Raw genomic sequence first — 20,685 nt, forward strand, 5'->3', positions numbered from 1 at the left:
TAATAATAAGTTCGTCAGTTACAAAGGGCTTAGTTATTCATTGTGATGGCAACTCCTAATGAGGAAATAAAACGAATAGAGGCAAATAATTAGCGATAAATCGTGCCCACGCTTATTTTGCAGGCACAAGGGCCTGTTGATCTTTGCTGTTTGACTTTTGTTCTCCTGAGTGTGTTTTGGTCGCGACGCTCGACTTGCCGCCTAGTAATCTAGGCAAAAGTTGAGCAACAATGAACAAAGCGCACTCAGGTGAACCCAAAGGGCAGCGCTTGATTAGCATTTCTACTGTGTTATCGCCTGACTCACATAGAATAACTATGCTACGCAGGCTCTGCCTTGTATAAATACCAATCAAACTGCTGCAAAAACAAACTTGAAAGATACACAGGCCCTAGATTAAATGTCAAGGCGCGGAATTGATTAAATTACAATTGAATGGGCATAAATGGTTTGATTAAGACACCGACCACAAGGGCCAGCAACACACTGACAAGCGTGCCCAACATCACGTATTCGGTGAGCTTTCTGTCTTGGCTTTGGGTTAGATCGCCAAAGCGAAATACCGATTTAGCGGCGAGAATAAAGCCGATAGCAGCCCAGCTATCCAGTAACATGCAGCTCAGTAGTAATACACGTTCAAGTTGACCAATTAAACTTCCTGCTTGCGGCAGGCTATCAAGAGCTGAATTATTGAGTTGCCAACGTTCAAGCAGCATGCTGGTGAATATCGATGCAGGATGCAATACCATTAAATAGCCCACAACCAATATTAGCAGCTGGACATTAGCAAAAAGCTTTGCAAAGGCACTGAGCGCAATTTCAGGCTCAGCAATGTGCCAAGTGACGGCCACTAATATGGCAATATGTGCACATTGGTCTAGCACAAAAGGAATAACGCCTTTGTTAGAATAGGATTTAGCTAAGTCGATACAATAGTGGCTAATACCTACCGCTAGCGCAAAGAGCAGCGCATTCCACTGTGCTCCCCAAAACAAAGTCGACTGCCAAAGTAGGATGATTGCAAGTGCAGCCCCGCCATGCGCGACACTATGCCACAACAACTTGATGGACTTATAGTGACGGGTATTTCTGTCATGCACCCAGCTCATAGGTTGGAGGTAAAAGTCAGTGATTGTGTGGCCTATTACTAACCACAATAACAATACTTGCCATTCGTTCATTAAGTCCACCTCGTGATATTTAAGTGTTGAGCATTCGACTATTGGTGTGAGCGTGCAATTGCTAAAAATTGATCTAATAAAGCGTAGTGTGCGCTATTGAGTAATTTAGTTACGTTCACCCGACTGGTGTTGAGTTGTTTTGCAATATCGGCATGGCTCAACTTAGGGTGTGAAATATGAATAAAAGCGGCCTCTGCTTGTTTTTGGGTTAAGTTCGAAAGTAATAAATCCACAAATGCCAGATTTAGTGCAAAGTGGGCATTACTGTCATTGTTATACCTGAGTCTTGCTTGTCCAATTGCGTCCAACCCTCGGCCCGCAAGTACCAGCGCAGCACCTGTCGCGGTTGATAAATCTGCTGCTGTGATATTAACGTCACCGATCGCGAGGCTGAGTCTGGCATCGCTATGTCGGCTAATTAAAAACAATCTTAGCTGTAATGCCACATTGAACAGTTTCGTAGCATCTGGCAACACAAGCTGAAAGCCGTCGCCGCGGTAAAAACTATAATAGCCCTGTTCCACAGTCGCTATTTCAGCTAAGTAATCCTTTAACTCGCTTTGCAGCCTTGTAAGTTGTAATTGTGACAGTGACTGTGAGCCGACAATGTCTGCTGTGATCACCGCACCTTGAGGTATTGATGCCATAAAGGTAACTTAATTTGGTTACATTTAAATAAGTAACTGATATTGGTTACATTGATTTTGGTATGAAGCTGGATAAAAAGCAAGCAGTCGCTAAGGTTTGTTCGCTTTGGTAGTATTTTACCAAAGCGAACGCAGGTATGGAGGTAGACAAAGCTCCCGCATATGTGAGAAATAGACGTTTATTAACTGTCCTTAATCTTACAGGTCGCTAAAGCTTAAGTTTTTGATTTTGTTTATTTTTACCCTGTTTATCCTTATACTGATAATTATAATAATTGGCATTGTTAGCGCGTGCGCTAGGCATACTGGGGATTTATGGTAGAACAATATTGGGTTGGTGATTTTTTTGTCGATTTATCACGTAACCAGATTTCACACCAAGGTGAATGTCAAACGCTTGCACCAAAGGCTCTGGCGGTGCTCACTTGCTTGGCTCAGAATCAAGGCAAAGTGATGAGTCTTGATACTTTGCTTGATACAGTATGGCCAGATACCGTGGTCTCTCCTAATACTTTGCAGCGTAGTATTGCGCAATTGAGAAAGGCGCTTGGGGATGATGGTAAGGTGCAAGCTTACATCCAAACGCATGCTAAAAAAGGGTATAGCTTAGAGTGTGAAGTACGTTGGGGAGGGCAAACGAGCGAGCTGACGAATGCTGAGCCGCAACTCGAGGTGATGCCAATCCCTGAACCTGAAATGCAACAAGATAAGCACCTCAATCAAAGTTGGAATAAACACCTTTATGTGTTTGTTTTACTCGCCTTCACTATTTTGCTTGGGGCTATTGGCTATCAATATTTTTCCACCAAAAAACCTTCACCACTGTTCTTTGATACTTTGCGCTCATTGACCGCAACTGACGACAAAGAATTTGATGCAAGCTATTCCCCAGATGGTCAGTACATTGTTTTTCACCGCTATTTAGATAAGTTTTGCGATAATAAGATATGGGCAAAAAAGGCGGATACCCAACAAGAGATCCTGCTCACAGAGCGCTTTGGAGCATACGGCAGGCATAGTTTCTCAAAAGATGGTGAGCAGTTGCTGTTTTTGGCCACCGACGCTTGTAGTGGCGAACCAGTTACACAAAAGCGCTGCTACGACCTTGTAACTCTCGATTTTACTAAGGCATTGGAAAGCCCTCAGCAGCCAAAAGTTATTCTCCAGTGTAAAAACTCGGTGGTTGATAAGCCTATCTGGCTGAACGATGGCAATGTGGTATTGAAGCAAAAACAAGGCGAGCGCTGGAAGCTGATCAATTACTCCATTGACGGCGACAGCGGTGTCGATCTTTATATCGTAGAAGACGGGACGTTGATTGATTACGCCTATTCTCCTCAAGATGATTTAATCGCGGTCAGTAGTATTCATGCCGATGGCCTACATTATATCGATATGCTAAAACCTGACGGTGAGTTGCTCTCTAGTCATCAGATCCAGCGGCCGCCGGAAATTACTAAATTTCACGATATCTACCCAAGTTTTGACCCACTCAACCAGCAATTGATTTTTAGTACCGGACGTCAGCTATTTAGTCTGACTTATGACGGGCTTGTGAGTAAAATTCAATTGCCGTTTTCGGATCGAATGAGGCAGCCTGAATTTCGCCCTGATGGCAAAAGTATACTGATGATCAAAGGACCTTACGACGGTGATATCGTAAAATTACCACTGACACAGTTAGCACAAGGCGCTCAAACATACACCAGCTTTGCACGAACCAACCTTGGTGAAGATCAGGCTGTTTTTCAGCCTGATGGAGACTTAGTGGCATTTTGGTCGGAACGCTCAGGTACTGAACAGGTGTGGCTAAGCGATGGCAATAACACGCGACAACTGACTAACTTCCCGTTAGATACTTTTATTCGCGGGATCCACTGGGCTGAGGATGGCCAAAGCATATTGGTCAGTGCCAGTGGTGTACTGACACAAATTGCTTTAGATGGTAGCTTGACATCTTACCCGCACGCCTACCCTGTTTTACGCTTATATCAATGGAAAAGTGCAACACAACGTGCACTAACACAGATTAGGGTAAAGGGAGAAATGAAGTTAGCTGCTTATGATTTTGCTCAACAATCGTTTCAAATATTGACGCAGCAACCTGTGCTGTGGGCACTTGAAAGTGAACACGGTAAAGTTGTGTATAAGGATAGACTTGATCAGTTTTGGCAAATAGGCGCTGTTGAACCTCAGCGGATCAGTGCACTAAACAATCAAGGCGGCAGAGGAAAATCTTTTGTAATGCGCGGCAATGGGATATATGGCGTCAATGAAGACAATCAACTTTGGTCCTATGATTTAGACAAAACGTCGTTTACCATACTCGGCGAAGTGCCTACCAGTGTCGACTATCTCACCGACATTAACGACAACGATGTGCTTTTGATAAATCGAATATCGGCCAAGAAAGAAGTGGTAGAGCTTACGGTTGCGAATCAATAACTGGAGTATCAAAATGAGCAAATTAGCTCAATATCAGCGTTTTAGGCAAGAGCTAGGGCTATTGCTCGCACAAAATACAAAGGCTATGGGTTTGTACTTGGTTTTCTGCTAAACCTCAGTATTTGGCATATTGCATCTCAGTTTGTAGCTGATCCCTTTGTCTCTAACTTTTGGAATCAAGTATTTGTTTCCTTGCTCTTTTCTGCGGTTTTTTGCCTGCGTGCAGAACGAAAACCAACTTAATTTACTTACTGAAAAGAAAGGCACAACACGCATGTGCCTTTTTACAGCAAGCGCGGCTATAAACAATATTGTGAAATGATCTGATATACTTGGTTGATATTGTCGCCCGCTTTAAATTCTTTACTAATTGGTGTTGGGTCTGAGCCAATCCAGATTTTTAATTCGGCATCAAGGTCGAAGTGACCCGCAGATTCTTTGCTGTATTTTGTGATTTTGCTATACGGAATGCTGAGCATTTCTACTTTGCTGCCCGTCATGCCTTGCTTGTCGATTAAAATTAGACGCTTGTTGGTAAAAATAAACAAGTCGCGGATCACCTTGTAAGCTTGTGCAACTTCTTCTCCAGCAATTAATGTATCTGCTAATAACTTATCTACTTCGCTACTGTCTACTTCGCTTGCATTACCGAGCAGACCACTTAATAGTCCCATTGTTGTTCTCCGTTTTATTTCAATTCGTCTTAGGCTGATCTCAAGATAGTGCTTAGGTCGAAATGAATTAATGATGAAAGTGCAAAACCAGCATAGAAAAGCGCGCTGATTTTGCCAAATAAATAACCTGAGTTTGGAGTAAGGAGTTAGCTTATATCTCTTATTAAACAAATTTTGCCATCGCGGAACGCAAACTCTGAGCGGCCTTGCAAGGAGATGCTTTGTCCTGCTTTCATGCCATTGGCTAAGTCTTGGGCTAATTTAGCTTTGTAGGTTACATGAACAATAAACAGATCATTGTCTTGCGTGGCAGCGGTTAAAGATTGATTGCGTTCTGAAAATAACTTAGCAGACTGATTTGCTAATTCTGCAAATTCCATTTTACTGGTTGTACGCGTTGTAATTTCACCATTGGCAAGATTCTCAAACACGACATCATCCGTGAGCTGAGCTAGCATTCCCGGAATATCAAAATGATTGTAGGCAGAGATATAGTTTTTCACTAAGGTTTCCATTTTTTCCTCCTTGGTGTAATGGATGCTAATAAAAATTTAGATCGGTTTGTTCAATTTCGCACACTCTTTTTACCACTTTTTGCTGTGCCATCATTCGCATAAATCGGCCCAAATGTGCATAGTCTTTTGGCGCAGTATTAAACCCACTTGCCCAATGGGCCAGCATAAATAAATAATAATCACAAAGCGTGAGATGTTCACCAACTAAGTAGGTGTTTGTTGCTAACTGCTTGTCGATAAGTGCAAACATGTCGCTGACTCGTTGCTCAGCGGCTTGAGACATGGTCTTGCTGCTCTCTGGTGACAGCTGATATTTTTCAGGATAGAAATACAACATGAGTTCTGGCTGAACCGTCGTGGTTAAATAAAAAAGCCACTGATAAAACGTGGCTCTCTGTGGGGTTGCTGGCGCTGGGATAAGTTTTCCTTCAGGGTGCTTTTCGCATAAATGCAAACAAATTGCTGCACTCTCGAAGATGATTTGGTCACCGTCGACCAATGTCGGGATCCGTCCTGTAGGATTGAGTTCTAAATAGGTCGCAGACTTTTGTTGTTGCGTTTTTCTATCGACCAAGAGCAGTTCTTTTTCTAGTTGTAGGTGCTCAAGTACGAGATGTGGTGCCCAACTGGCATTACGAGGGTAGTAAAACAACTGATACATCTTTTGCTATTCCTTGACGATACTTTTTGTTAGCGTGCAATTGGTATTAGATGGTTGCAACTTTTATGGAGGCTGTAAACCGTTATTTTGCTTTTAGCTGGGAGAATCAAAAATGTATATTGGCAAGCTGTCGAAGCAAACTGGGCTGTCAGTCAAGGCCATTCGCTTTTATGAAGAGAAAGGGCTTATTCCTACCCCGGAGCGTGTTGGTAAATATCGCGTCTATTCTCAAGTAGATGTCGATCTGCTGTTATTAATAAAAGAAGCAAAATCGCTCGGTGTGTCGATTAAGCAATTACAGCAAGTGATTGAAATTAAAGGGCGGCAAGTCAACTGGGTCGAAATCAACACATTTTTAGTCGAACTCAAAGCATCCTGCATAGAGCAAGTTGCGCAGCTTCAGCAAAAAATACAACGTATTGAACATTGCATCGCATCACTTGATGAATGTCCACAGATAAAACTATCCTAACCTGAGGTTTGGATAAGGAATGTTCCAACTCATTGTTGCTAAAGCACAACTTAGTTTTTTCCTTGTCTAGCCAGCAAGATTTAGGGAAAACACCGCTTCCGCGTCCTGCTCTCGCTAAGGTACCTACATCCTGTAGGCAAGGCGAATTTACGCACCAATAGCTGGCTATTGGAAGTAAATTTAACGCAGTTAGCGCTAAAACTGGCTGCTAGAAAGGCATTAATTATCCGCAGCTCAGGTTATCCTAGTCTCAGGTAGAATAACTTGACTCTCCCGTTAAGGGGAGACAGTACACTCGTTTCTCAGTCATGTGATAAGGAAACGACGATGAAAAAAATACTGCTACTAAACGGTAACCCCAAAACCAAAGGCCTGTGCCACGCTATCACCACAAGTTATGAGCAAGCTGCAAACACCCAACATCAAGTACGCAGAATGGAGCTTAGTGAGATGCACTTTGAAATCAATTTGATGTATGGTTATGAAGCGAGCCAACCATTAGAGCCATGCCTTAAGCAATTCCAAGAGAACTTACTGTGGGCGCAGCACATTGTGATAGTAAGCCCAATTTGGTGGTTGGCGTTACCAGCCAAGCTCAAAGGGCTAATAGATAGAGCATTACTTCCAGGCTTTGCTTTTAAATACAGTGAGGCCGGCACTGAAATTGAAAAGCTTCTACCGCATAAAACCGCAAGAGTCATTCTCACCTCAGACACGCCGCAAACTTATTTGGAAGAAGTTGCTGCTGGGCTTATGGCTCAACTAGAACATGGGACACTAGGATTTTGTGGTATAGAGCCAACTCAACATACGCTATTTGGCCCTGCGCACTTAGCAACTCCTGAGGTAATTGATAACTGGCTGAGTGAAGTGACAAGTCTAGCCGTGCGGGGTGAGTGAATAAAAACACATAACTTCTATTGCTAAGCTTATTTTAAATCAAAATTTGCAATGCCGAATGTTGCTATCTTTTACACCAAGATGGCAACTTGGGCGGAGTGTATGCGAATTTGGAGTTTATTACTTTTTGCGTTTCCATTATTGGGAGCTACAAATGAGCCAATTCTGCCACTTGAGCCTGCAATAGGGCTTGATGCCGATAAAGTCAGCTTGGGCAGATCACTTTTTTTTGATAAGCGGCTTTCCCGAGGAAACCAAGTCAGCTGTGCGTCATGTCACCAATTACCCAGTCATGGCGCGGATGTAAAGCCCCTTTCCAGTGGCGTTAATGGCGCACTCGGTGAGCTAAAAACTCCAACTGTTTACAATGCGGCTTTAAATATTCGTCAAGCTTGGGATGGCCGTGCGCAATCGCTTTATGATCAAATCGACTCACCTATCTTAAACCCAAAAGAGCATGATATGACTTGGCCAGAAGTCGTTGCCAAGTTAAATCAAGATAAAACGCTGGTCGCGCAATTTACTAAAGTGTACTCGCAGGGCGTAACGAAACACACGGTAAAAGACGCAATAGCGACTTTTGAAGGGTCGTTAATCACGCTTAATGCACCGTTTGATTTATGGCTTAAGGATAACAGCATAGGATTACCTAAGTCGGCTATTGCCGGTTATGAGTTATTTAAACGGTATGGTTGCATTAGTTGTCATCAAGGACGCAATGTTGGTGGCAATATGTTTGCCAAAATGGGCACCTTTGGTGATTATTTTGGCGATAGAAATACACCAATTCAAAAAGCGGATTATGGTCGTTTTAACGTCACTGGCAATGAGCAAGATCGTTTTGTGTTCAAAGTACCGAGCTTGCGACTTGCTAGCAAACAAGCATACTTTTTTCACGATGCTAGTCATAGCAGCCTAGAAGCCGCCGTTGCGACCATGGCCAAATACCAACTTGGCCGCAATATCTCAGACTCCGATATTAACAAGCTAGTTGCCTTTATTGACAGCCTAGCAGGACATCACCACGAAATGGATTTGGAAAACCACGAATGAAGAATAAGGCCTTCATTGGTGTGCAAGCGTTACTGCTGTGCGCGCCAATTGCGCTTTTTGCGTATTTTTACTCGCAGCAAGAGCTCAGCAGTCAAACACACCAAGCACGAGTTACCCTGCTCTTTGAAGCCAAAAGTATTGATGCCAAACTGGATGCCGCTGTGTTACAAATGCTTAGTGCACAGCTCAATCAATATGATGAGTTAGCGCAATTAGCGCATGCAATTGATGCTTTGAATACACCACAGCGAGATGCATTATTTGCAGAAGCCACGCCTGACATTCGACAGCAATTTGATGCTTATCGTCGGTTACTCAGTAATAAAGTATTGCAAGTCGAGTCCATTAAAACTGCGGCGGCAAATATTAAAAATAGCCTGCTTTATCTCCCCGAGTTGCTAATCGAGCTGGAGCAGAGTGAGCCCGAACTGGCAACCCACGCCAATAGAATGCTTGCTAATTTAATGTTGGGTCAGCTCTATGAATTTGTCGCAGAGCCTTTACTGACCATCAACTCTGAAAGTGGCTTAGAGCAGCTTATCTATCAGCATTTTAACGTCGCGCTTGCTAACAGTGCAGAATTAAAAAAGGCAAAACAACGCTTTTTGTCTTTGCCGAGTGATCAAGCTTTTTCAGCCCTTTACGCGGCATATAGCCAGCATCACAGTGAAACCATAGAAAAAACCAAGCATCAAAGTGAATTGCTTTTACTGCTGACCATTGTGCTATTTTTGCTCTTGATTGTGTTTGCAAATCGGCTTTATGTGGCCAAAAATAAAATTCTGAGCACCAGCCAAACTTTGTCTGATGCCGTTGCGCGTTTAACCGAAGGCTTTGCTCTTTTTAGTCGCAGTGGCAATTTGCTGCTCTGTAACAGTGCTTGGCGTAATCATTTTGCAATTGCCGATAGCGAAAAAATGCCACGCAAGTTAGAAGAGTGGCAGCAGCAGTTTGGAGAAATTTTTAACTCCGACGCCAATTTGCATCAAACCGAATCTGGCGCTTGGTTACAGGTAAAACAAACGAATACACACAACAATGGCCAAGTGTTTGTGAGTGTTAATGTTTCCCTTTTTAAACAAGCGGAAGAAGAGCTTCGCAAGTGGGGCCATGCCATTGAGCAAAGCCCCTCTTCTATTGTGATCACCGATCCTCGTGCTCGCATTGAATACGTTAACCCTAAGTTTGAACAAGTTACTGGGTATTCACTTGAGGATGTGAAAGGACAAACACCCAAAGTACTAGGCTCCAAACAAGGATTTACCGACTACAAAACGCTGTGGCAAACCATCAAACAAGGCAAAGTCTGGCGTGGTGAGTTTTACAATCGCCGTAAGTCTGGAGATTACTATTGGGAGTACGCGTCTATTTCCCCGATTAAAAACCAGCAAGGGGAAATCATTAACTTTATTGCGATCAAAGAAGATATCACTGCACAAAAAAGCGCAAGTGCACAGCTTAAAACCGCAGCGGCGGTATTTAATGCAACGCAAGAAGGGATCATGACCACCAACGCAAAACTTGAGATCACCGCGGTCAATCCAGCTTTCACCAAAATTACTGGATACGAAGAACATGAAGTGCTCGGTCAACGACCTAATATTTTAAGTTCAGGTAAGCATGACAAACATTTTTATGAGCAGATGTGGAGCACCCTCAACTCGCACGGACAGTGGGCAAGTGAGATCTGGAACAAGCGTAAAGACGGTACTTTATATCCAGAGTGGCTAGCAATCAGTGTCGTGCATGATGACAAAGGGCTGGTGCAGCAATACGTTGCTATATTGTCTGATATGACCGAGCGCAAAGCGCAAGAAGAGCAGATTGAATATCAAGCCTATTACGATGTGTTGACCGGACTGCCGAATAGAACGCTATTACTTGAGCGCATTGAGCAAGATATTAAACGCATGAGCCGTACTCATCATCAAAGTGCAGTGTTATTTATTGATTTAGATAGGTTTAAGCGTGTCAATGACACCATGGGTCACGAGGCCGGAGATGCCTTACTTATCTCCGTAGCTAAGCGCTTAAACGGCCTGCTGCGTAAAAGCGATACCTTGAGCCGCTTTGGTGGAGATGAATTTGTATTGTTATTGAGCCAAATTGCGCATCCGGATCATGCTGCTCAAGTAGCCGATAAAATTGTCAAAGCACTGAGCGAACCATTTGTGATCAACGGCTTTGAGGTATTTACGGGGGCAAGCATCGGGATCGCGATTTTACCAAGTGATGCAAAAGATCAAAAAGAGTTATTACGACTTGCCGATTTAGCCATGTATAAAGCAAAAGAAGCGGGACGCAATCAGTATCACTTTTTTGCGCAAGAAATGCAGCAACAGGTGAATCGGCGAGTTGAGCTGGAGCAGCTGCTCCGAGCTGCGCTTGAACATCAGCGCTTAACCGTACATTACCAACCTATTGTCGATACGGTGTCGGGTAAATTATATGGTGTCGAGGCGCTCATGCGCTGGCCAACTGATTTCGGCCAGTATATTTCTCCTGCTGAATTTATTCCTGTCGCTGAAGAAAGCGGTCTTATTGCTCCTCTTGGTGAGTGGTTACTTGCTAAGGCATGTAATGATATTCGCAGATTAAATAAAGCACTTGGCATGAATTGTTATTTGACGGTAAATGTCTCGAGTCAGCAATATCGACTTGGCTTTAACGCCACTACCATTAAACAAATCATACAGCAATCAGGCTTTCTTCCAGAAAATCTAACGCTTGAAATCACAGAAAGCATCTTACTTGAAGATGATAAAGCCGTAACTGCTTGGCTTCAAAGCCTACGGGCAACGGGAGTCAACTTAGCAATCGACGATTTTGGCACTGGCTACTCTTCTCTTAGCTATCTTAAACGCTTCCCCATCAATATATTAAAGATCGACCGAGGTTTTATTCAAGATATAGATCAAAACCAAGATGCTGCCGTTTTGGTCAACGCGATTTTGTCGATGGCGGAGAGTTTATCGCTCAAAGTGATAGCCGAAGGCGTAGAGCAACAAGGACAACTAGATTGCTTAAAAGACCTTGGTTGTCAGTATGTACAAGGATACTTTTATGCCAAACCAATGGCGGTTGAAGGATTAATCGACTGGGTTGAGCAATTTGCCATTGCATCGGAGCGAATACCTCCCAAACTGTGGTTGGATTGAAGTGTGTGGCTTGGGTTGTATTTGGTGAGGGTTCGTGGTGTCTGATCTTACATGCTAGCTTTTGCTCAGTTATTACAGACATATCATTCAGGACTTTTCTCCTTATATCGGAAGTCTAGCAATAAATAATCTACCTCTGTTTTATTTATCCACTTCTCGTCCATTCTTTTGAACCTACATAGAGAATGAAGCAAACAACGTCGCCTATGCCTATTTTTAACTCATAGCAATTATGCTCTTTGCTCGCACCATATAAGCTATCAGTACGATATCTCATACATCACTTTGGATTACTTAATACAGTTCGGTGTAATTTATCGTTTGCATGTTCAGCTCATTTGAGCTCATATGATTAGGTCATATGAGCCGAAAAAATGAGAGAGGTAGGATGGCTACAGCCCAACTAAAAAGCTTCAAGCCCAAGCGTAGTAGCAAAACAAACTTTTGGATTAGTCTTGGAATTGAAGACGCAAATATAGCGCGGACAGAAGCGGTACATCAGGGGTTCAAGCCAAAGGTGTATCGCAATATTATAGAAATGACAAAGCTTTCTCAAAATGAATTTCACACCGTAACTCATATACCTGTTAGCACTATCAAGCGCCGACTTAAAAATGAAGAACGCTTTAGCACCCAAGAAAGCGACGCGATTTATAGGTTGGCTATGTTAATCAAGTTAGCTACCGAGTTATTCAATGATGAGAAAAGAGCATTAGAATGGATTCGTGAAAATGTCTATGGATTGAGTGGCAAGAGACCGCTCGATATGGTGTCAACTACGGTGGACTTTGAGATTGTAAAGGATCTTATAGGAAGAATTAAACACGGGGTTTTCTCATAATGAAGCTTTACCGTTTAACTCAAAAAAAGTTTGCGGACACGCCTTTTAGTCCCGAAGGTGCGAAGCTATATGGCGGTAGATGGAACTCTAAGGGAACAGAATCTTTGTATTTCGCTGAATCAGAGTCGCTGTGCTCTCTAGAAGTATTTGTGCATGTAAATAATGATCCAAAGATAGTAGATCAATACGATCTTTACTGTATAGAGGTGCCTGATGAACTTATTGTAAAGCTTGACGAAGAGGATTTACCTAAAACTTGGAGAAGCATTCCTGCAGGTGAAGAAACACAGGAAATTGGTGATGAGTTTCTAAATGCAGTAAAGCCTCAATACGCTGCCCTACAGGTTCCATCAACCATTTCACCAAGAGATAAAAACTATGTTGTTAACCCGAATCACCCTGCAATGAAAGCAAGTTTTAAAAACCATGAGAAACTTGAGTCTGGATTTGATCCTCGAATTTTTAAATAGTCACGTAAAACTTGCCAAAAGAATAGTTTAGTCAATACAAGTATTAATAAGCTAGCTTTGTGAGGTAATAAGGTAATCTAGCCCTCAGTCGCTGATATCAAAATGTATCCTATATTTCTTATTCACCATTTTTAAACATTTTATCGGTGATTTCTTGGGTAGGCACTCACCCACCCCCCCTTTTTATTGAAAGGTTCTCTCCTTTGCCAACTACTCAACGCAAAATTGCAGTTAGTAAAATTAAGATCTGTAAAAGTAGGCAAAGTACATTGGTAACAATGATTGCCATTCGCTGAAATCTCAGCCCATACATCAGCCAAAAACTAAACACCAACACATACCCGATTAAAAACGTAAAGGACAAGTTGGTTGGGCCTTGGCGCTCAAGTTCGCTGAGTAGCTGGCCGAATAATGCGATAAAACCGATACCGCCGAAGAATACACCGGCGAAATCCCAGTAGGTATCTTTCGTTTGATAAAAGCCTGTCAGCCATGTTTTCATTCGCTTACTTCCTCTGATAAGTAGATATCCTGATAGTGATTGATACGGGCAACAATATGGTCGTGGTGAATTGTGCAAAAACGGTTAACCACGACTACGTCACAGCCTGCGCTAAGTGCGGATCTTACCCCTTGATCTGAGTCTTCAAATGCAAGACATTTAGAGGCTGCCACTCCCAATCGTTTGGCCGCCAATAAAAATGGCTCAGGGTGAGGCTTACCTTGCCCAACATCATCTGCGGTAATTAATATTTTAGGAATAGGTAAACCTGCTGTGGTGAGTCGTGCAATTGCATTGTGGCGATTTGCAGAAGTTGCAATGGCCCATTTGCGTTGCTGTGCTTTTATTTCGCTTAAAAACGATTTAGCTCCAGGAATGGCTGCTACGGTATGGGCAAGGTTGGCTTCAGCTTGTTCCAACAGCTCGACTTCATGCAGGCTATCTAAATGCGGAGTAAATTGTTCTATAAAGTCTTTGAAACGTGCTCCTCGGCCCGTTGTTAATACCATTTCCAAATTGACATGATGTTTCTCACACCAAGGCGCGACGGCCTGTCGTACTGCAACTTCAGAATCAACAAGTGTGCCATCCATATCGAATATCAATCCCTGATAATGGTTCAGGTTGAGTGAATTAAGTGCCATTTTTACTCCTTATGATAATGTTTCATGCATAAACAGGCGTTTATTGATATTAAACCGGCTTTATCATGCATGTGTGTGCAAATAATACGCTTGTATCTCGATCTTTTTCAAGTAAAATTACGCAAAAACATGCAGGAACATGCAATGCTATTGGCAGAACGTCATCAATTCATTCTCGATCAGCTTAATTTACAAGGGCGGATCACCTCAGTGTCCTTAGCGCAAACACTTGATGTGAGCGAAGACACAATCCGTCGGGATTTAAACAAACTGGCTGAGCTTAAGCTCCTGCGGCGTGTTCATGGTGGCGCTTTAGCGCTGCAGGATAATACTCCTGACTATATCGAGCGTTTAGATAAACCCGATACCAGTAAAATTCGTTATATTGAACCTGCCTTAGCGATGCTCGTGCCTGGACAAACGATAGTGATTGATTCTGGCGAGACGTGCCGTTATTTAGCACAACACTTACCTAAAAATATGCCGTTGACTGTGGTTACGGGTTGTCCACTGATCGCCAAAGAGTTGGCCTATCATTCGCTGGTGGATGTGATTGTATTAGGCGGTCCTATGTTTAAACCAGCAATGCGGGTGGTAGGCATGACGGCGATCGAAATGGTGAAACGGATCCGTTTTGATATTGTTTTTATGGGGATTTGCTCGTTCCATATTCACCACGGTTTTAGCGCGAGCTATATAGAAGAAGCGGAGATCCTTTCTGCTACTATTCGTCAGAGCGACCACACTGTGATTATGGGACCGAGTCATAAACTAGATAAAGTCGCTACTTATCAGATTGTTACAGCTAACGAAATTGACGCAATTATTACCGATGAAGAAATCAATCCAAGCTTAAAAAAGCAGATTGAGTCGCTAGAGATAGCGCTTACTTTGGTCTAGGTTAGTTGCATTAGGTTAACAAGTTTATATCGGCTACTTAGCAGCTAGGGTAGCCGACTTACGGTCGAGCTAAACAGCTACATATCTAAGGTTTTAATAAGGTAAAAATATGATTGTTATAGAAACGTTCATTTTTGAATATGGCGCGTTTTAACACCGCTTCTTGCTCAAAACCTGACTTCTCTAGTAGCTTCATTGATGCATGATTGTCGTCAAATACTGCGGCAAAGATCCGTTCAATATTGGTCTCGTTAAATACCTCTGACGTAATGTGTAAAATGGCTTTATGAGTAATTCCTTTACGCCAATGGCTTTTTGCGAGCCAATAGCCTATTTCACCAGAACGCTCATATTCAAACCCGCCAGGGTTAACACCTATACAGCCGATAAGCTGCTGACCATCGCAAATCGCCCGAACATAGCCTTGTTTACTGCCTTCATTTACCCACCACATGGCATCTTGCTCGGTGTAAGGTTGCGGAATTTTTGTTGATAAATACCGAACGACATCGGGATCGTTCAAAATCACGACCATATTGTCAACATCATTGGCTTGGAACGGTCTTAGTTTGAACATTGAGCTCTCTTTCAATAAATTTAAACGTAAATTCATCAATAAGTTACCATTCCCTTTCGAGGTATACAATGCGTGCTTTGTGTAGAGAAAAGTAAGCTGGGGTTGATTGTCGTCATCGGACTTTATTTTGCGTATTTTGATTGCATTAAATAACGTTAATTATTTTAGACGAGGAATGCACAATACTAACTTCAAGCCTTGCACCGCAAATTCTTCAACTGAGATTACCTAACCTGAACTCGGGATAAGAAGTTAGTTAACCTGAGCTGCGGATAATTAATGCCTTTCTAGCAGCCAGTTTTAGCGCTAACTGCGTTGAATTCACTTCCAATAGCCAGCTATTGGTGCGTAAATTCGCCTTGCCTACAGGATGTAGGTACCTTAGCGAGAGCAGGACGTGGAAGCGGTGTTTTCCCTAAAACTCTCTGGCTAGATAAGGAGAAAACTAAGTTGTGCTTTAGCAACAATGAGTTGGAACATTCCTTATCCAAACCTCAGGTTAGTTAAGTTACTAAAATATCTAAGTTCAGGTTACCTATATTGTTTTTATTTTGTTTGCCCTAATAAAGAGAGTGAGATTACAAATTAATTGCAAAGGATTAGGAAGAAAAAACGATGGATAAAAATACCTTAATTGAATTGGTGACTGAGTACTTTAAAAAGATTGATGTTGGAGATTCAAGCTATTTAGACCTATTTCATGATGAAGTGACTTTCTTTTTTCCAAAGTTTGGTGACGCTGTTGGTAAGCAAGCATTACTTGAGTTTGGCGATAAAATTGGCAGCTCACTCAACAGCATTTGGCACGATATTGCGCATTTTAATTTCATTGTGTCTGGAAAAACTGTTGTTGTTGAAGGGCGCGAAGGCGGTGTGATGCGTGATGGTACGCACTGGCCTGATAATCAAATTTCATCTGGCCGTTTTTGTAGTGTGTTCGAATTCTCTGATAACTTGATCACAAGAATGCATATTTATGTTGATCCAGACTTCTCAAGCCAAGATAGTGATAGAATTTCAATATTATCGCGCTAATGTTGAGCGTTTTGATAAAGAAAAGGATAGCTGAATTATGGTTTTCTCTGAAAGTGAAAAAAATACCTTACTCGCACTCAAGGGAGTCGGCCCAACGGTGATAAAGCGTTTTGAAGAAATCGGTATTTGCAGTTTGAGCGAACTTGCGACTTATGAAGTTGAAGAAATAGCTGAGCGGGTCGCTTCTATGTTGCAAACAACTTGTTGGAAAAACAGCCCGCAGGCCAAAGCTGCCATTCAAGCTGCAATCACGAAAGCACGTAAGATGAACTAGCGTGTAAAGCCCCTTTACGGGGCTTATTTAAAGTAGTCTGGTAAACATATTATCTAGGCTTACTAAGCAACAGTTTCTACAAAGTTGAGGTCGAAACGTCCGTCCGGATCTTCTACTTTGATAAGCTCGTTAAGCGGTTTGTTTTTTAATGCCTTATTTTCAGCAAAGATGTCTAACAATAGTGGTTTTACTGCGTTTCCGCATAGCGCCTTGGCGAGTGCTTCATGAGAAAGCTTGAACAACAGGTCCATATTCTCGTCCTCGTCTTCAGCGAGTTCTATATCTTCCCAGCTCTCGAAAATGTCTCTCAGTTTACTGACTTCTGCGCAGTCTTCTTCAAAGTCAGATAAGATGATAAACTCGTCTGAGGCAACGTTTTTATGTTGTTCAAAACGGCTTTCTGGCAGGCTATAGATATTCCAATTTACATCGTAATGCCAAAACTCAACAGATAACGACATATGAGAATAAGCGCTTTGATTTACATAAAATTTTAGTTCGTTGATGCGCTTTTTAATAAGTGTAATTAAAACGTTTTCGTAAGCTTCAATAAGCGTATTTTTATCAAACATAATGTATCCTAACTGCGGTCTTAAATGCTAAGACTACGTGCTCCTATATTTGTTCTCAGTATTAATTCCACTCTACTATGTAAATGTGAACTTTTGTTACTGGCGTTTGCTAAAAGGTAATTTATCCAAAACAGGTTAATTTAACCACCAGTGTAGAAAAAATACCAGCCTATGCAGAGCCAATATGGCTTTAAATTGACAGTGTACGTTTAGTCAAAATAAGCTTGCTGTTTCGTTGTATAGCCATCGCACGATAGGCCCTTTGCTTTGATCTCTGCGTTGCACGATACCCATTTCCACGACCAGCGGGTTAGGAATATGTTCGGTTGATAGCTCGACCAGTTCGTTCATGTACCATGGCGTGTTGACAACATGTTCAGGTACTAATGCCCAACCAACCCCTCTAATAGCTAAACCCATGATGTAATAGTAACTGTCAATATGCCAGTGGCTTGTAGATATGGCTTGTGACTGAGTATTACCAATGCGGTCACGTATAACGAGCTGCCGATGTTGGTTTAGCTCCTCAATGCTTGGAGCAGAATGTTGTGCCAGCGGGTGGTGAGGGGAGCAGATCAAGATTTGTTTAAAGCTGCTAATTGAGGTGAAATCCAGCGATTCTGGCAATGGTTTTTGGTGAAATAAAATGCCTATTTCTGCCCTTTTTGCGCTCACCCATTGTGCAATGTCGTCTTGAGAGCCATTAATAATGGCTAATTTTAATAGCGGAAATTGCTGAGCTAATCGTTCAAACAATGATTCAAATGCGATGATGGGCACTGCTTCATCCATGGCAACAGTGAGAGACACCTCTTCGCCACTATTAAGAGAATTGGCTCTTGATTGCAGGCGCTGACACTGCATGAGCACCGCTTCAGCTTCTTTAAACAGATCGAGGCCAGCTTGATTTAACACTGGCAGTCTGGCGGAGCGGTCAAAAAGTGCAAAACCTAGATCGGCTTCCAAATTGGCAATTGCGGTGCTGACCCGAGATTGTGCCTTCCCCAAGTGTCTTGCTGCAGCTGAAAATGACCCCAACCTGACGGCGGTAACAAAGGCTTCAAGTTGATCGAGTGTCCAATGCATAATGATTAACCTATCCGAATTTCGGATGGATACTAACTTTTACCAATCTCAATTACAAGGATAATAACGGTTTTTTCTTGCTTAAGGATTTCATCATGCTGTTAGATTCAGCGAGCAAAACCCCCACAAAAGACACCAACGTTACCCGCACTTTTTGGCGTTATACCATCCCTGCCGTTGTCGCAATGATGGTCAATGGATTGTACCAAATCGTCGATGGTATTTTTATTGGTCACTACCTTGGTGCTCAGGGGTTGGCTGCTGTAAACCTTGCTTGGCCCATTATAGGGATCATTATTGGTTTTGGCGTTTTAATCGGGATGGGATCTGGCAGTTTGCTGTCGATTTATCGTGGCGCTGGCGACAATACCGATGTGCAGCAGCTGATGGGCACTAGCTTTTGGCTCATCGCTATCTTGACTGTGGTTGCAATGACTGTCCTTGTATTATTCGGACCTACTTTGCTTGAGCTTCAAGGTGCATCGGGTGAGCTTTTACATTCCAGTTTGGCCTATTTGCAGGTATTGAACTGGGGAGCTGGGGTTACCATTGCGGCAGGTGCGTTGCCGTTACTACTAAGAAACAATGGTAAACCAGAAATGGCAACGGCTTTGCTGATTGTAGGGGCGCTCGGCAACATAGTGCTCGATTATTTTATGATTGTGGAAATGCAATGGCAACTTCCCGGTGCTGCACTTGCTACGCTGATTTCACAAGGGATAGTCGCACTTGCAGCGCTCTACTTTTTACTCACTTCTGGTGAAGAAAATAAACCCAAAGGTGCGTTTAATCAGCCCCTAGCCCTAGAAATACTAAAGCAAGGCGCAGCAGGATTGGTGATGTTTTTGTATTTTGGCTTTATCGTTGCGTTACATAACAAGCAGTTGCTGATATTTGCCAGTGAAGTTGAGGTGGCGGCCTTCGCTGTGGTTGGTTACCTTGGCGTTATTTACTATTTTATCGCAGAAGGCGTAGCGAATGGTGTCCAGCCGCCTATCAGTTATTATTATGGAGCAGGCCTTTACCAGCGCATTCACACTATGTTTAAGCTGGCGCTCAAAGTGAGCTTGGGTTTTGGTGTGATGATGGTAACTATGTTTTATCTGTTTCCGAAGGATGTACTTGGGCTCTTCAGTGAGGATTTTGCTTTGCTCAACGCGGCCGAGCGTGGTTTGCAGCTGCATCTATCCACGTTATTCTTGGATGGTTTTATATTTCTTACCTCGATGTACTTTGTTGCGGTAGGTAAAGGCGGTAAAGCGTTGGTTATTTCACTTGGAAACATGTTGGTGCAATTGCCGTTTTTATATTTATTGCCCTTCTGGTTTGGTGTTGATGGGGTGTGGCTTGCGGTGCCTATCTCAAACATCACGTTAACCGTTATTATCATCCCTCTGCTTTGGCGTGATTTATATCAGTTAAAGCATGCAGATATGGAAGCTACGTCAGGTGATAAGCTGTGCGCTTAGTTGCATACTGCAGGCGCTTATTTTAAGCGCTTTCTTAGGGTTATCTTTGGCGTACGTAGTAATTTTTTACCACGCAATCTAAATATCTCACAGCATTCACATGTCTAAATTTAAGCGGTTCGTTTAATTTTCCGAATAAAGGTATTCCGCCACCTAAAATAGTTGGAATGGTCGTGATAATTAGCTCATCAATGAGATCTTGTTGAAGAAAGCTTTGTATGGTTTTTCCGCCATCAATGTATAGATTTTTAAAGCCCTGCTGAGCCAGTTGTTCGACGATATCTGTCAGTTCACCCCGTACAAGCGATACCTTATTTGAAAAGACTTTTGGCACTTCTTTAAGCGTATTACTTAATACAAAAACAGGTTTATTGTATGGCCAGTCGCAATCAAATCCTTGGATTGTCTCAAAGGTATTACGTCCCATGATGATGGCATCTACGCGGGCCATAAAATCGGCGAACCCCAAGTCTGAACCTTCAGGGTTGGGTAAATCATGTAGCCAGTCTAAGTGGTTGTTTTTATCCGCGATAAAGCCGTCTAGGCTTGCCCCAATATAGACGATGTTTGCCATTTTATACTCCAATTGAACCCTAAACTATTTCAAGA

The 20,685-nt window shown here is 42.6% G+C and carries 22 protein-coding genes; 11 read left to right on the forward strand and 11 right to left on the reverse strand.

The features are described from left to right. Nucleotides 1–425 precede the first annotated feature (425 nt). Together QSH61_RS21210 and QSH61_RS21215 are read right to left on the reverse strand one after the other, a co-directional pair. Nucleotides 426–1,181 carry a DUF3307 domain-containing protein gene (locus QSH61_RS21210; protein WP_206473722.1) on the reverse strand — a complete coding sequence of 252 codons (756 nt, stop codon included), beginning with the start codon at nucleotides 1,179–1,181 and terminating at the stop codon, nucleotides 426–428. A 38-nt stretch (nucleotides 1,182–1,219) separates the two neighbouring features. After that, the gene (locus QSH61_RS21215) at nucleotides 1,220–1,828 is read right to left on the reverse strand and encodes a hypothetical protein (protein WP_174169136.1); all 609 of its coding nucleotides are present in this window, start codon (nucleotides 1,826–1,828) and stop codon (nucleotides 1,220–1,222) included. 315 nt (nucleotides 1,829–2,143) lie between these two features. On the opposite strand from QSH61_RS21215, the gene QSH61_RS21220 reads away from it, so the two are divergent. Next, entirely contained in the window at nucleotides 2,144–4,273 is a 2,130-nt protein-coding gene (locus tag QSH61_RS21220) for a winged helix-turn-helix domain-containing protein (RefSeq protein ID WP_206473721.1), read from the forward strand. A gap of 299 nt (nucleotides 4,274–4,572) precedes the next feature. On the opposite strand, the gene QSH61_RS21225 is transcribed toward QSH61_RS21220, so the two are convergent. The 3 genes from QSH61_RS21225 to QSH61_RS21235 all read right to left on the reverse strand — a co-directional run bounded on the left by QSH61_RS21225 (nucleotide 4,573) and on the right by QSH61_RS21235 (nucleotide 6,123). Further along, a complete protein-coding gene (locus QSH61_RS21225) occupies nucleotides 4,573–4,947 on the reverse strand; it encodes a PH domain-containing protein (protein WP_010605565.1) in 375 nt (124 codons plus the stop codon). Between the two features lie 146 nt (nucleotides 4,948–5,093). Beyond that, a complete protein-coding gene (locus tag QSH61_RS21230) occupies nucleotides 5,094–5,462 on the reverse strand; it encodes a nuclear transport factor 2 family protein (protein WP_010605566.1) in 369 nt (122 codons plus the stop codon). A 25-nt stretch (nucleotides 5,463–5,487) separates the two neighbouring features. Continuing rightward, the gene (locus QSH61_RS21235; protein WP_102058165.1) at nucleotides 5,488–6,123 is read right to left on the reverse strand and encodes a glutathione S-transferase family protein; all 636 of its coding nucleotides are present in this window, start codon (nucleotides 6,121–6,123) and stop codon (nucleotides 5,488–5,490) included. A gap of 112 nt (nucleotides 6,124–6,235) precedes the next feature. On the opposite strand from QSH61_RS21235, the gene QSH61_RS21240 reads away from it, so the two are divergent. The 6 genes from QSH61_RS21240 (at nucleotide 6,236) to QSH61_RS21265 (ending at nucleotide 13,017) form a co-directional block, all read left to right on the forward strand. Next, nucleotides 6,236–6,595 (forward strand): MerR family transcriptional regulator, encoded by a 360-nt coding sequence (locus QSH61_RS21240; protein WP_102058166.1) that lies wholly within the window; start codon nucleotides 6,236–6,238, stop codon nucleotides 6,593–6,595. A 327-nt stretch (nucleotides 6,596–6,922) separates the two neighbouring features. After that, complete coding sequence (locus QSH61_RS21245) at nucleotides 6,923–7,495, forward strand: NAD(P)H-dependent oxidoreductase (RefSeq protein WP_206473720.1); 573 nt, start codon at nucleotides 6,923–6,925, stop codon at nucleotides 7,493–7,495. Nucleotides 7,496–7,597: 102 nt separating this feature from the next. Beyond that, on the forward strand, nucleotides 7,598–8,548 hold the full coding sequence (locus QSH61_RS21250) for a cytochrome-c peroxidase (protein WP_206473719.1): 951 nt from the start codon (nucleotides 7,598–7,600) through the stop codon (nucleotides 8,546–8,548). After that, nucleotides 8,545–11,706 carry an EAL domain-containing protein gene (locus QSH61_RS21255; RefSeq protein WP_206473718.1) on the forward strand — a complete coding sequence of 1,054 codons (3,162 nt, stop codon included), beginning with the start codon at nucleotides 8,545–8,547 and terminating at the stop codon, nucleotides 11,704–11,706. Before QSH61_RS21250 ends, QSH61_RS21255 begins: the two co-directional genes overlap by 4 nt. Before the next feature lie 388 nt (nucleotides 11,707–12,094). After that, nucleotides 12,095–12,547, forward strand: coding sequence for an Xre family toxin-antitoxin system antitoxin (locus QSH61_RS21260; RefSeq protein WP_010376128.1), 453 nt, complete (start codon nucleotides 12,095–12,097; stop codon nucleotides 12,545–12,547). Continuing rightward, the gene (locus QSH61_RS21265; protein WP_206473717.1) at nucleotides 12,547–13,017 is read left to right on the forward strand and encodes an RES family NAD+ phosphorylase; all 471 of its coding nucleotides are present in this window, start codon (nucleotides 12,547–12,549) and stop codon (nucleotides 13,015–13,017) included. Before QSH61_RS21260 ends, QSH61_RS21265 begins: the two co-directional genes overlap by 1 nt. 214 nt (nucleotides 13,018–13,231) lie before the next feature. On the opposite strand, the gene QSH61_RS21270 is transcribed toward QSH61_RS21265, so the two are convergent. Both QSH61_RS21270 and QSH61_RS21275 read right to left on the reverse strand, forming a co-directional pair. Then, nucleotides 13,232–13,519 carry a hypothetical protein gene (locus QSH61_RS21270; RefSeq protein ID WP_019647463.1) on the reverse strand — a complete coding sequence of 96 codons (288 nt, stop codon included), beginning with the start codon at nucleotides 13,517–13,519 and terminating at the stop codon, nucleotides 13,232–13,234. After that, complete coding sequence (locus QSH61_RS21275; RefSeq protein ID WP_206473715.1) at nucleotides 13,516–14,163, reverse strand: HAD-IA family hydrolase; 648 nt, start codon at nucleotides 14,161–14,163, stop codon at nucleotides 13,516–13,518. Before QSH61_RS21275 ends, QSH61_RS21270 begins: the two co-directional genes overlap by 4 nt. A 144-nt stretch (nucleotides 14,164–14,307) precedes the next feature. On the opposite strand from QSH61_RS21275, the gene QSH61_RS21280 reads away from it, so the two are divergent. Then, nucleotides 14,308–15,063, forward strand: a complete 756-nt coding sequence (locus tag QSH61_RS21280; protein ID WP_206473713.1) for a DeoR/GlpR family DNA-binding transcription regulator — start codon at nucleotides 14,308–14,310, stop codon at nucleotides 15,061–15,063. 85 nt (nucleotides 15,064–15,148) lie between these two features. Here QSH61_RS21280 and QSH61_RS21285 read toward each other — a convergent pair whose 3' ends face one another. Beyond that, a complete protein-coding gene (locus tag QSH61_RS21285; RefSeq protein ID WP_029215811.1) occupies nucleotides 15,149–15,640 on the reverse strand; it encodes a GNAT family N-acetyltransferase in 492 nt (163 codons plus the stop codon). Between the two features lie 615 nt (nucleotides 15,641–16,255). Here QSH61_RS21285 and QSH61_RS21290 point away from each other — a divergent pair. Both QSH61_RS21290 and QSH61_RS21295 read left to right on the forward strand, forming a co-directional pair. After that, entirely contained in the window at nucleotides 16,256–16,675 is a 420-nt protein-coding gene (locus tag QSH61_RS21290; RefSeq protein WP_010605576.1) for a nuclear transport factor 2 family protein, read from the forward strand. A gap of 37 nt (nucleotides 16,676–16,712) precedes the next feature. Then, nucleotides 16,713–16,949 carry a helix-hairpin-helix domain-containing protein gene (locus tag QSH61_RS21295; protein ID WP_010605577.1) on the forward strand — a complete coding sequence of 79 codons (237 nt, stop codon included), beginning with the start codon at nucleotides 16,713–16,715 and terminating at the stop codon, nucleotides 16,947–16,949. A 62-nt stretch (nucleotides 16,950–17,011) separates the two neighbouring features. Here the strand turns inward: QSH61_RS21295 and QSH61_RS21300 are convergent, their stop codons facing one another. Both QSH61_RS21300 and QSH61_RS21305 read right to left on the reverse strand, forming a co-directional pair. Next, nucleotides 17,012–17,521, reverse strand: a complete 510-nt coding sequence (locus tag QSH61_RS21300) for a hypothetical protein (RefSeq protein ID WP_206471859.1) — start codon at nucleotides 17,519–17,521, stop codon at nucleotides 17,012–17,014. Nucleotides 17,522–17,734: 213 nt separating this feature from the next. After that, on the reverse strand, nucleotides 17,735–18,607 hold the full coding sequence (locus tag QSH61_RS21305; RefSeq protein ID WP_102058172.1) for a LysR family transcriptional regulator: 873 nt from the start codon (nucleotides 18,605–18,607) through the stop codon (nucleotides 17,735–17,737). 95 nt (nucleotides 18,608–18,702) lie between these two features. Between QSH61_RS21305 and QSH61_RS21310 the strand changes: the two genes are divergently transcribed. Continuing rightward, nucleotides 18,703–20,076, forward strand: coding sequence for an MATE family efflux transporter (locus QSH61_RS21310; RefSeq protein ID WP_206471860.1), 1,374 nt, complete (start codon nucleotides 18,703–18,705; stop codon nucleotides 20,074–20,076). Nucleotides 20,077–20,116: 40 nt separating this feature from the next. On the opposite strand, the gene QSH61_RS21315 is transcribed toward QSH61_RS21310, so the two are convergent. Then, nucleotides 20,117–20,650, reverse strand: a complete 534-nt coding sequence (locus QSH61_RS21315; RefSeq protein WP_206471861.1) for a dihydrofolate reductase family protein — start codon at nucleotides 20,648–20,650, stop codon at nucleotides 20,117–20,119. Nucleotides 20,651–20,685 lie beyond the last annotated feature (35 nt).

The sequence above is a fragment of the Pseudoalteromonas sp. JC3 genome (genome assembly GCF_030291895.1).
GTDB lineage: Bacteria > Pseudomonadota > Gammaproteobacteria > Enterobacterales > Alteromonadaceae > Pseudoalteromonas.

What these genes read in the sequence shown, in the direction of transcription:
- QSH61_RS21265 (WP_206473717.1), top strand. Translation starts at nt 12,547, where the DNA reads ATGAAGCTTTACCGTTTAACTCAAAAAAAGTTTGCGGACACGCCTTTT.
- QSH61_RS21215 (WP_174169136.1), bottom strand. Translation starts at nt 1,828, where the DNA reads ATGGCATCAATACCTCAAGGTGCGGTGATCACAGCAGACATTGTCGGC.
- QSH61_RS21280 (WP_206473713.1), top strand. Translation starts at nt 14,308, where the DNA reads ATGCTATTGGCAGAACGTCATCAATTCATTCTCGATCAGCTTAATTTA.
- QSH61_RS21300 (WP_206471859.1), bottom strand. Translation starts at nt 17,521, where the DNA reads ATGTTTGATAAAAATACGCTTATTGAAGCTTACGAAAACGTTTTAATT.
- QSH61_RS21210 (WP_206473722.1), bottom strand. Translation starts at nt 1,181, where the DNA reads ATGAACGAATGGCAAGTATTGTTATTGTGGTTAGTAATAGGCCACACA.
- QSH61_RS21295 (WP_010605577.1), top strand. Translation starts at nt 16,713, where the DNA reads ATGGTTTTCTCTGAAAGTGAAAAAAATACCTTACTCGCACTCAAGGGA.
- QSH61_RS21220 (WP_206473721.1), top strand. Translation starts at nt 2,144, where the DNA reads ATGGTAGAACAATATTGGGTTGGTGATTTTTTTGTCGATTTATCACGT.
- QSH61_RS21310 (WP_206471860.1), top strand. Translation starts at nt 18,703, where the DNA reads ATGCTGTTAGATTCAGCGAGCAAAACCCCCACAAAAGACACCAACGTT.
- QSH61_RS21240 (WP_102058166.1), top strand. Translation starts at nt 6,236, where the DNA reads ATGTATATTGGCAAGCTGTCGAAGCAAACTGGGCTGTCAGTCAAGGCC.
- QSH61_RS21235 (WP_102058165.1), bottom strand. Translation starts at nt 6,123, where the DNA reads ATGTATCAGTTGTTTTACTACCCTCGTAATGCCAGTTGGGCACCACAT.
- QSH61_RS21290 (WP_010605576.1), top strand. Translation starts at nt 16,256, where the DNA reads ATGGATAAAAATACCTTAATTGAATTGGTGACTGAGTACTTTAAAAAG.
- QSH61_RS21250 (WP_206473719.1), top strand. Translation starts at nt 7,598, where the DNA reads ATGCGAATTTGGAGTTTATTACTTTTTGCGTTTCCATTATTGGGAGCT.
- QSH61_RS21225 (WP_010605565.1), bottom strand. Translation starts at nt 4,947, where the DNA reads ATGGGACTATTAAGTGGTCTGCTCGGTAATGCAAGCGAAGTAGACAGT.
- QSH61_RS21255 (WP_206473718.1), top strand. Translation starts at nt 8,545, where the DNA reads ATGAAGAATAAGGCCTTCATTGGTGTGCAAGCGTTACTGCTGTGCGCG.
- QSH61_RS21315 (WP_206471861.1), bottom strand. Translation starts at nt 20,650, where the DNA reads ATGGCAAACATCGTCTATATTGGGGCAAGCCTAGACGGCTTTATCGCG.
- QSH61_RS21245 (WP_206473720.1), top strand. Translation starts at nt 6,923, where the DNA reads ATGAAAAAAATACTGCTACTAAACGGTAACCCCAAAACCAAAGGCCTG.
- QSH61_RS21285 (WP_029215811.1), bottom strand. Translation starts at nt 15,640, where the DNA reads ATGTTCAAACTAAGACCGTTCCAAGCCAATGATGTTGACAATATGGTC.
- QSH61_RS21275 (WP_206473715.1), bottom strand. Translation starts at nt 14,163, where the DNA reads ATGGCACTTAATTCACTCAACCTGAACCATTATCAGGGATTGATATTC.
- QSH61_RS21230 (WP_010605566.1), bottom strand. Translation starts at nt 5,462, where the DNA reads ATGGAAACCTTAGTGAAAAACTATATCTCTGCCTACAATCATTTTGAT.
- QSH61_RS21305 (WP_102058172.1), bottom strand. Translation starts at nt 18,607, where the DNA reads ATGCATTGGACACTCGATCAACTTGAAGCCTTTGTTACCGCCGTCAGG.
- QSH61_RS21260 (WP_010376128.1), top strand. Translation starts at nt 12,095, where the DNA reads ATGGCTACAGCCCAACTAAAAAGCTTCAAGCCCAAGCGTAGTAGCAAA.
- QSH61_RS21270 (WP_019647463.1), bottom strand. Translation starts at nt 13,519, where the DNA reads ATGAAAACATGGCTGACAGGCTTTTATCAAACGAAAGATACCTACTGG.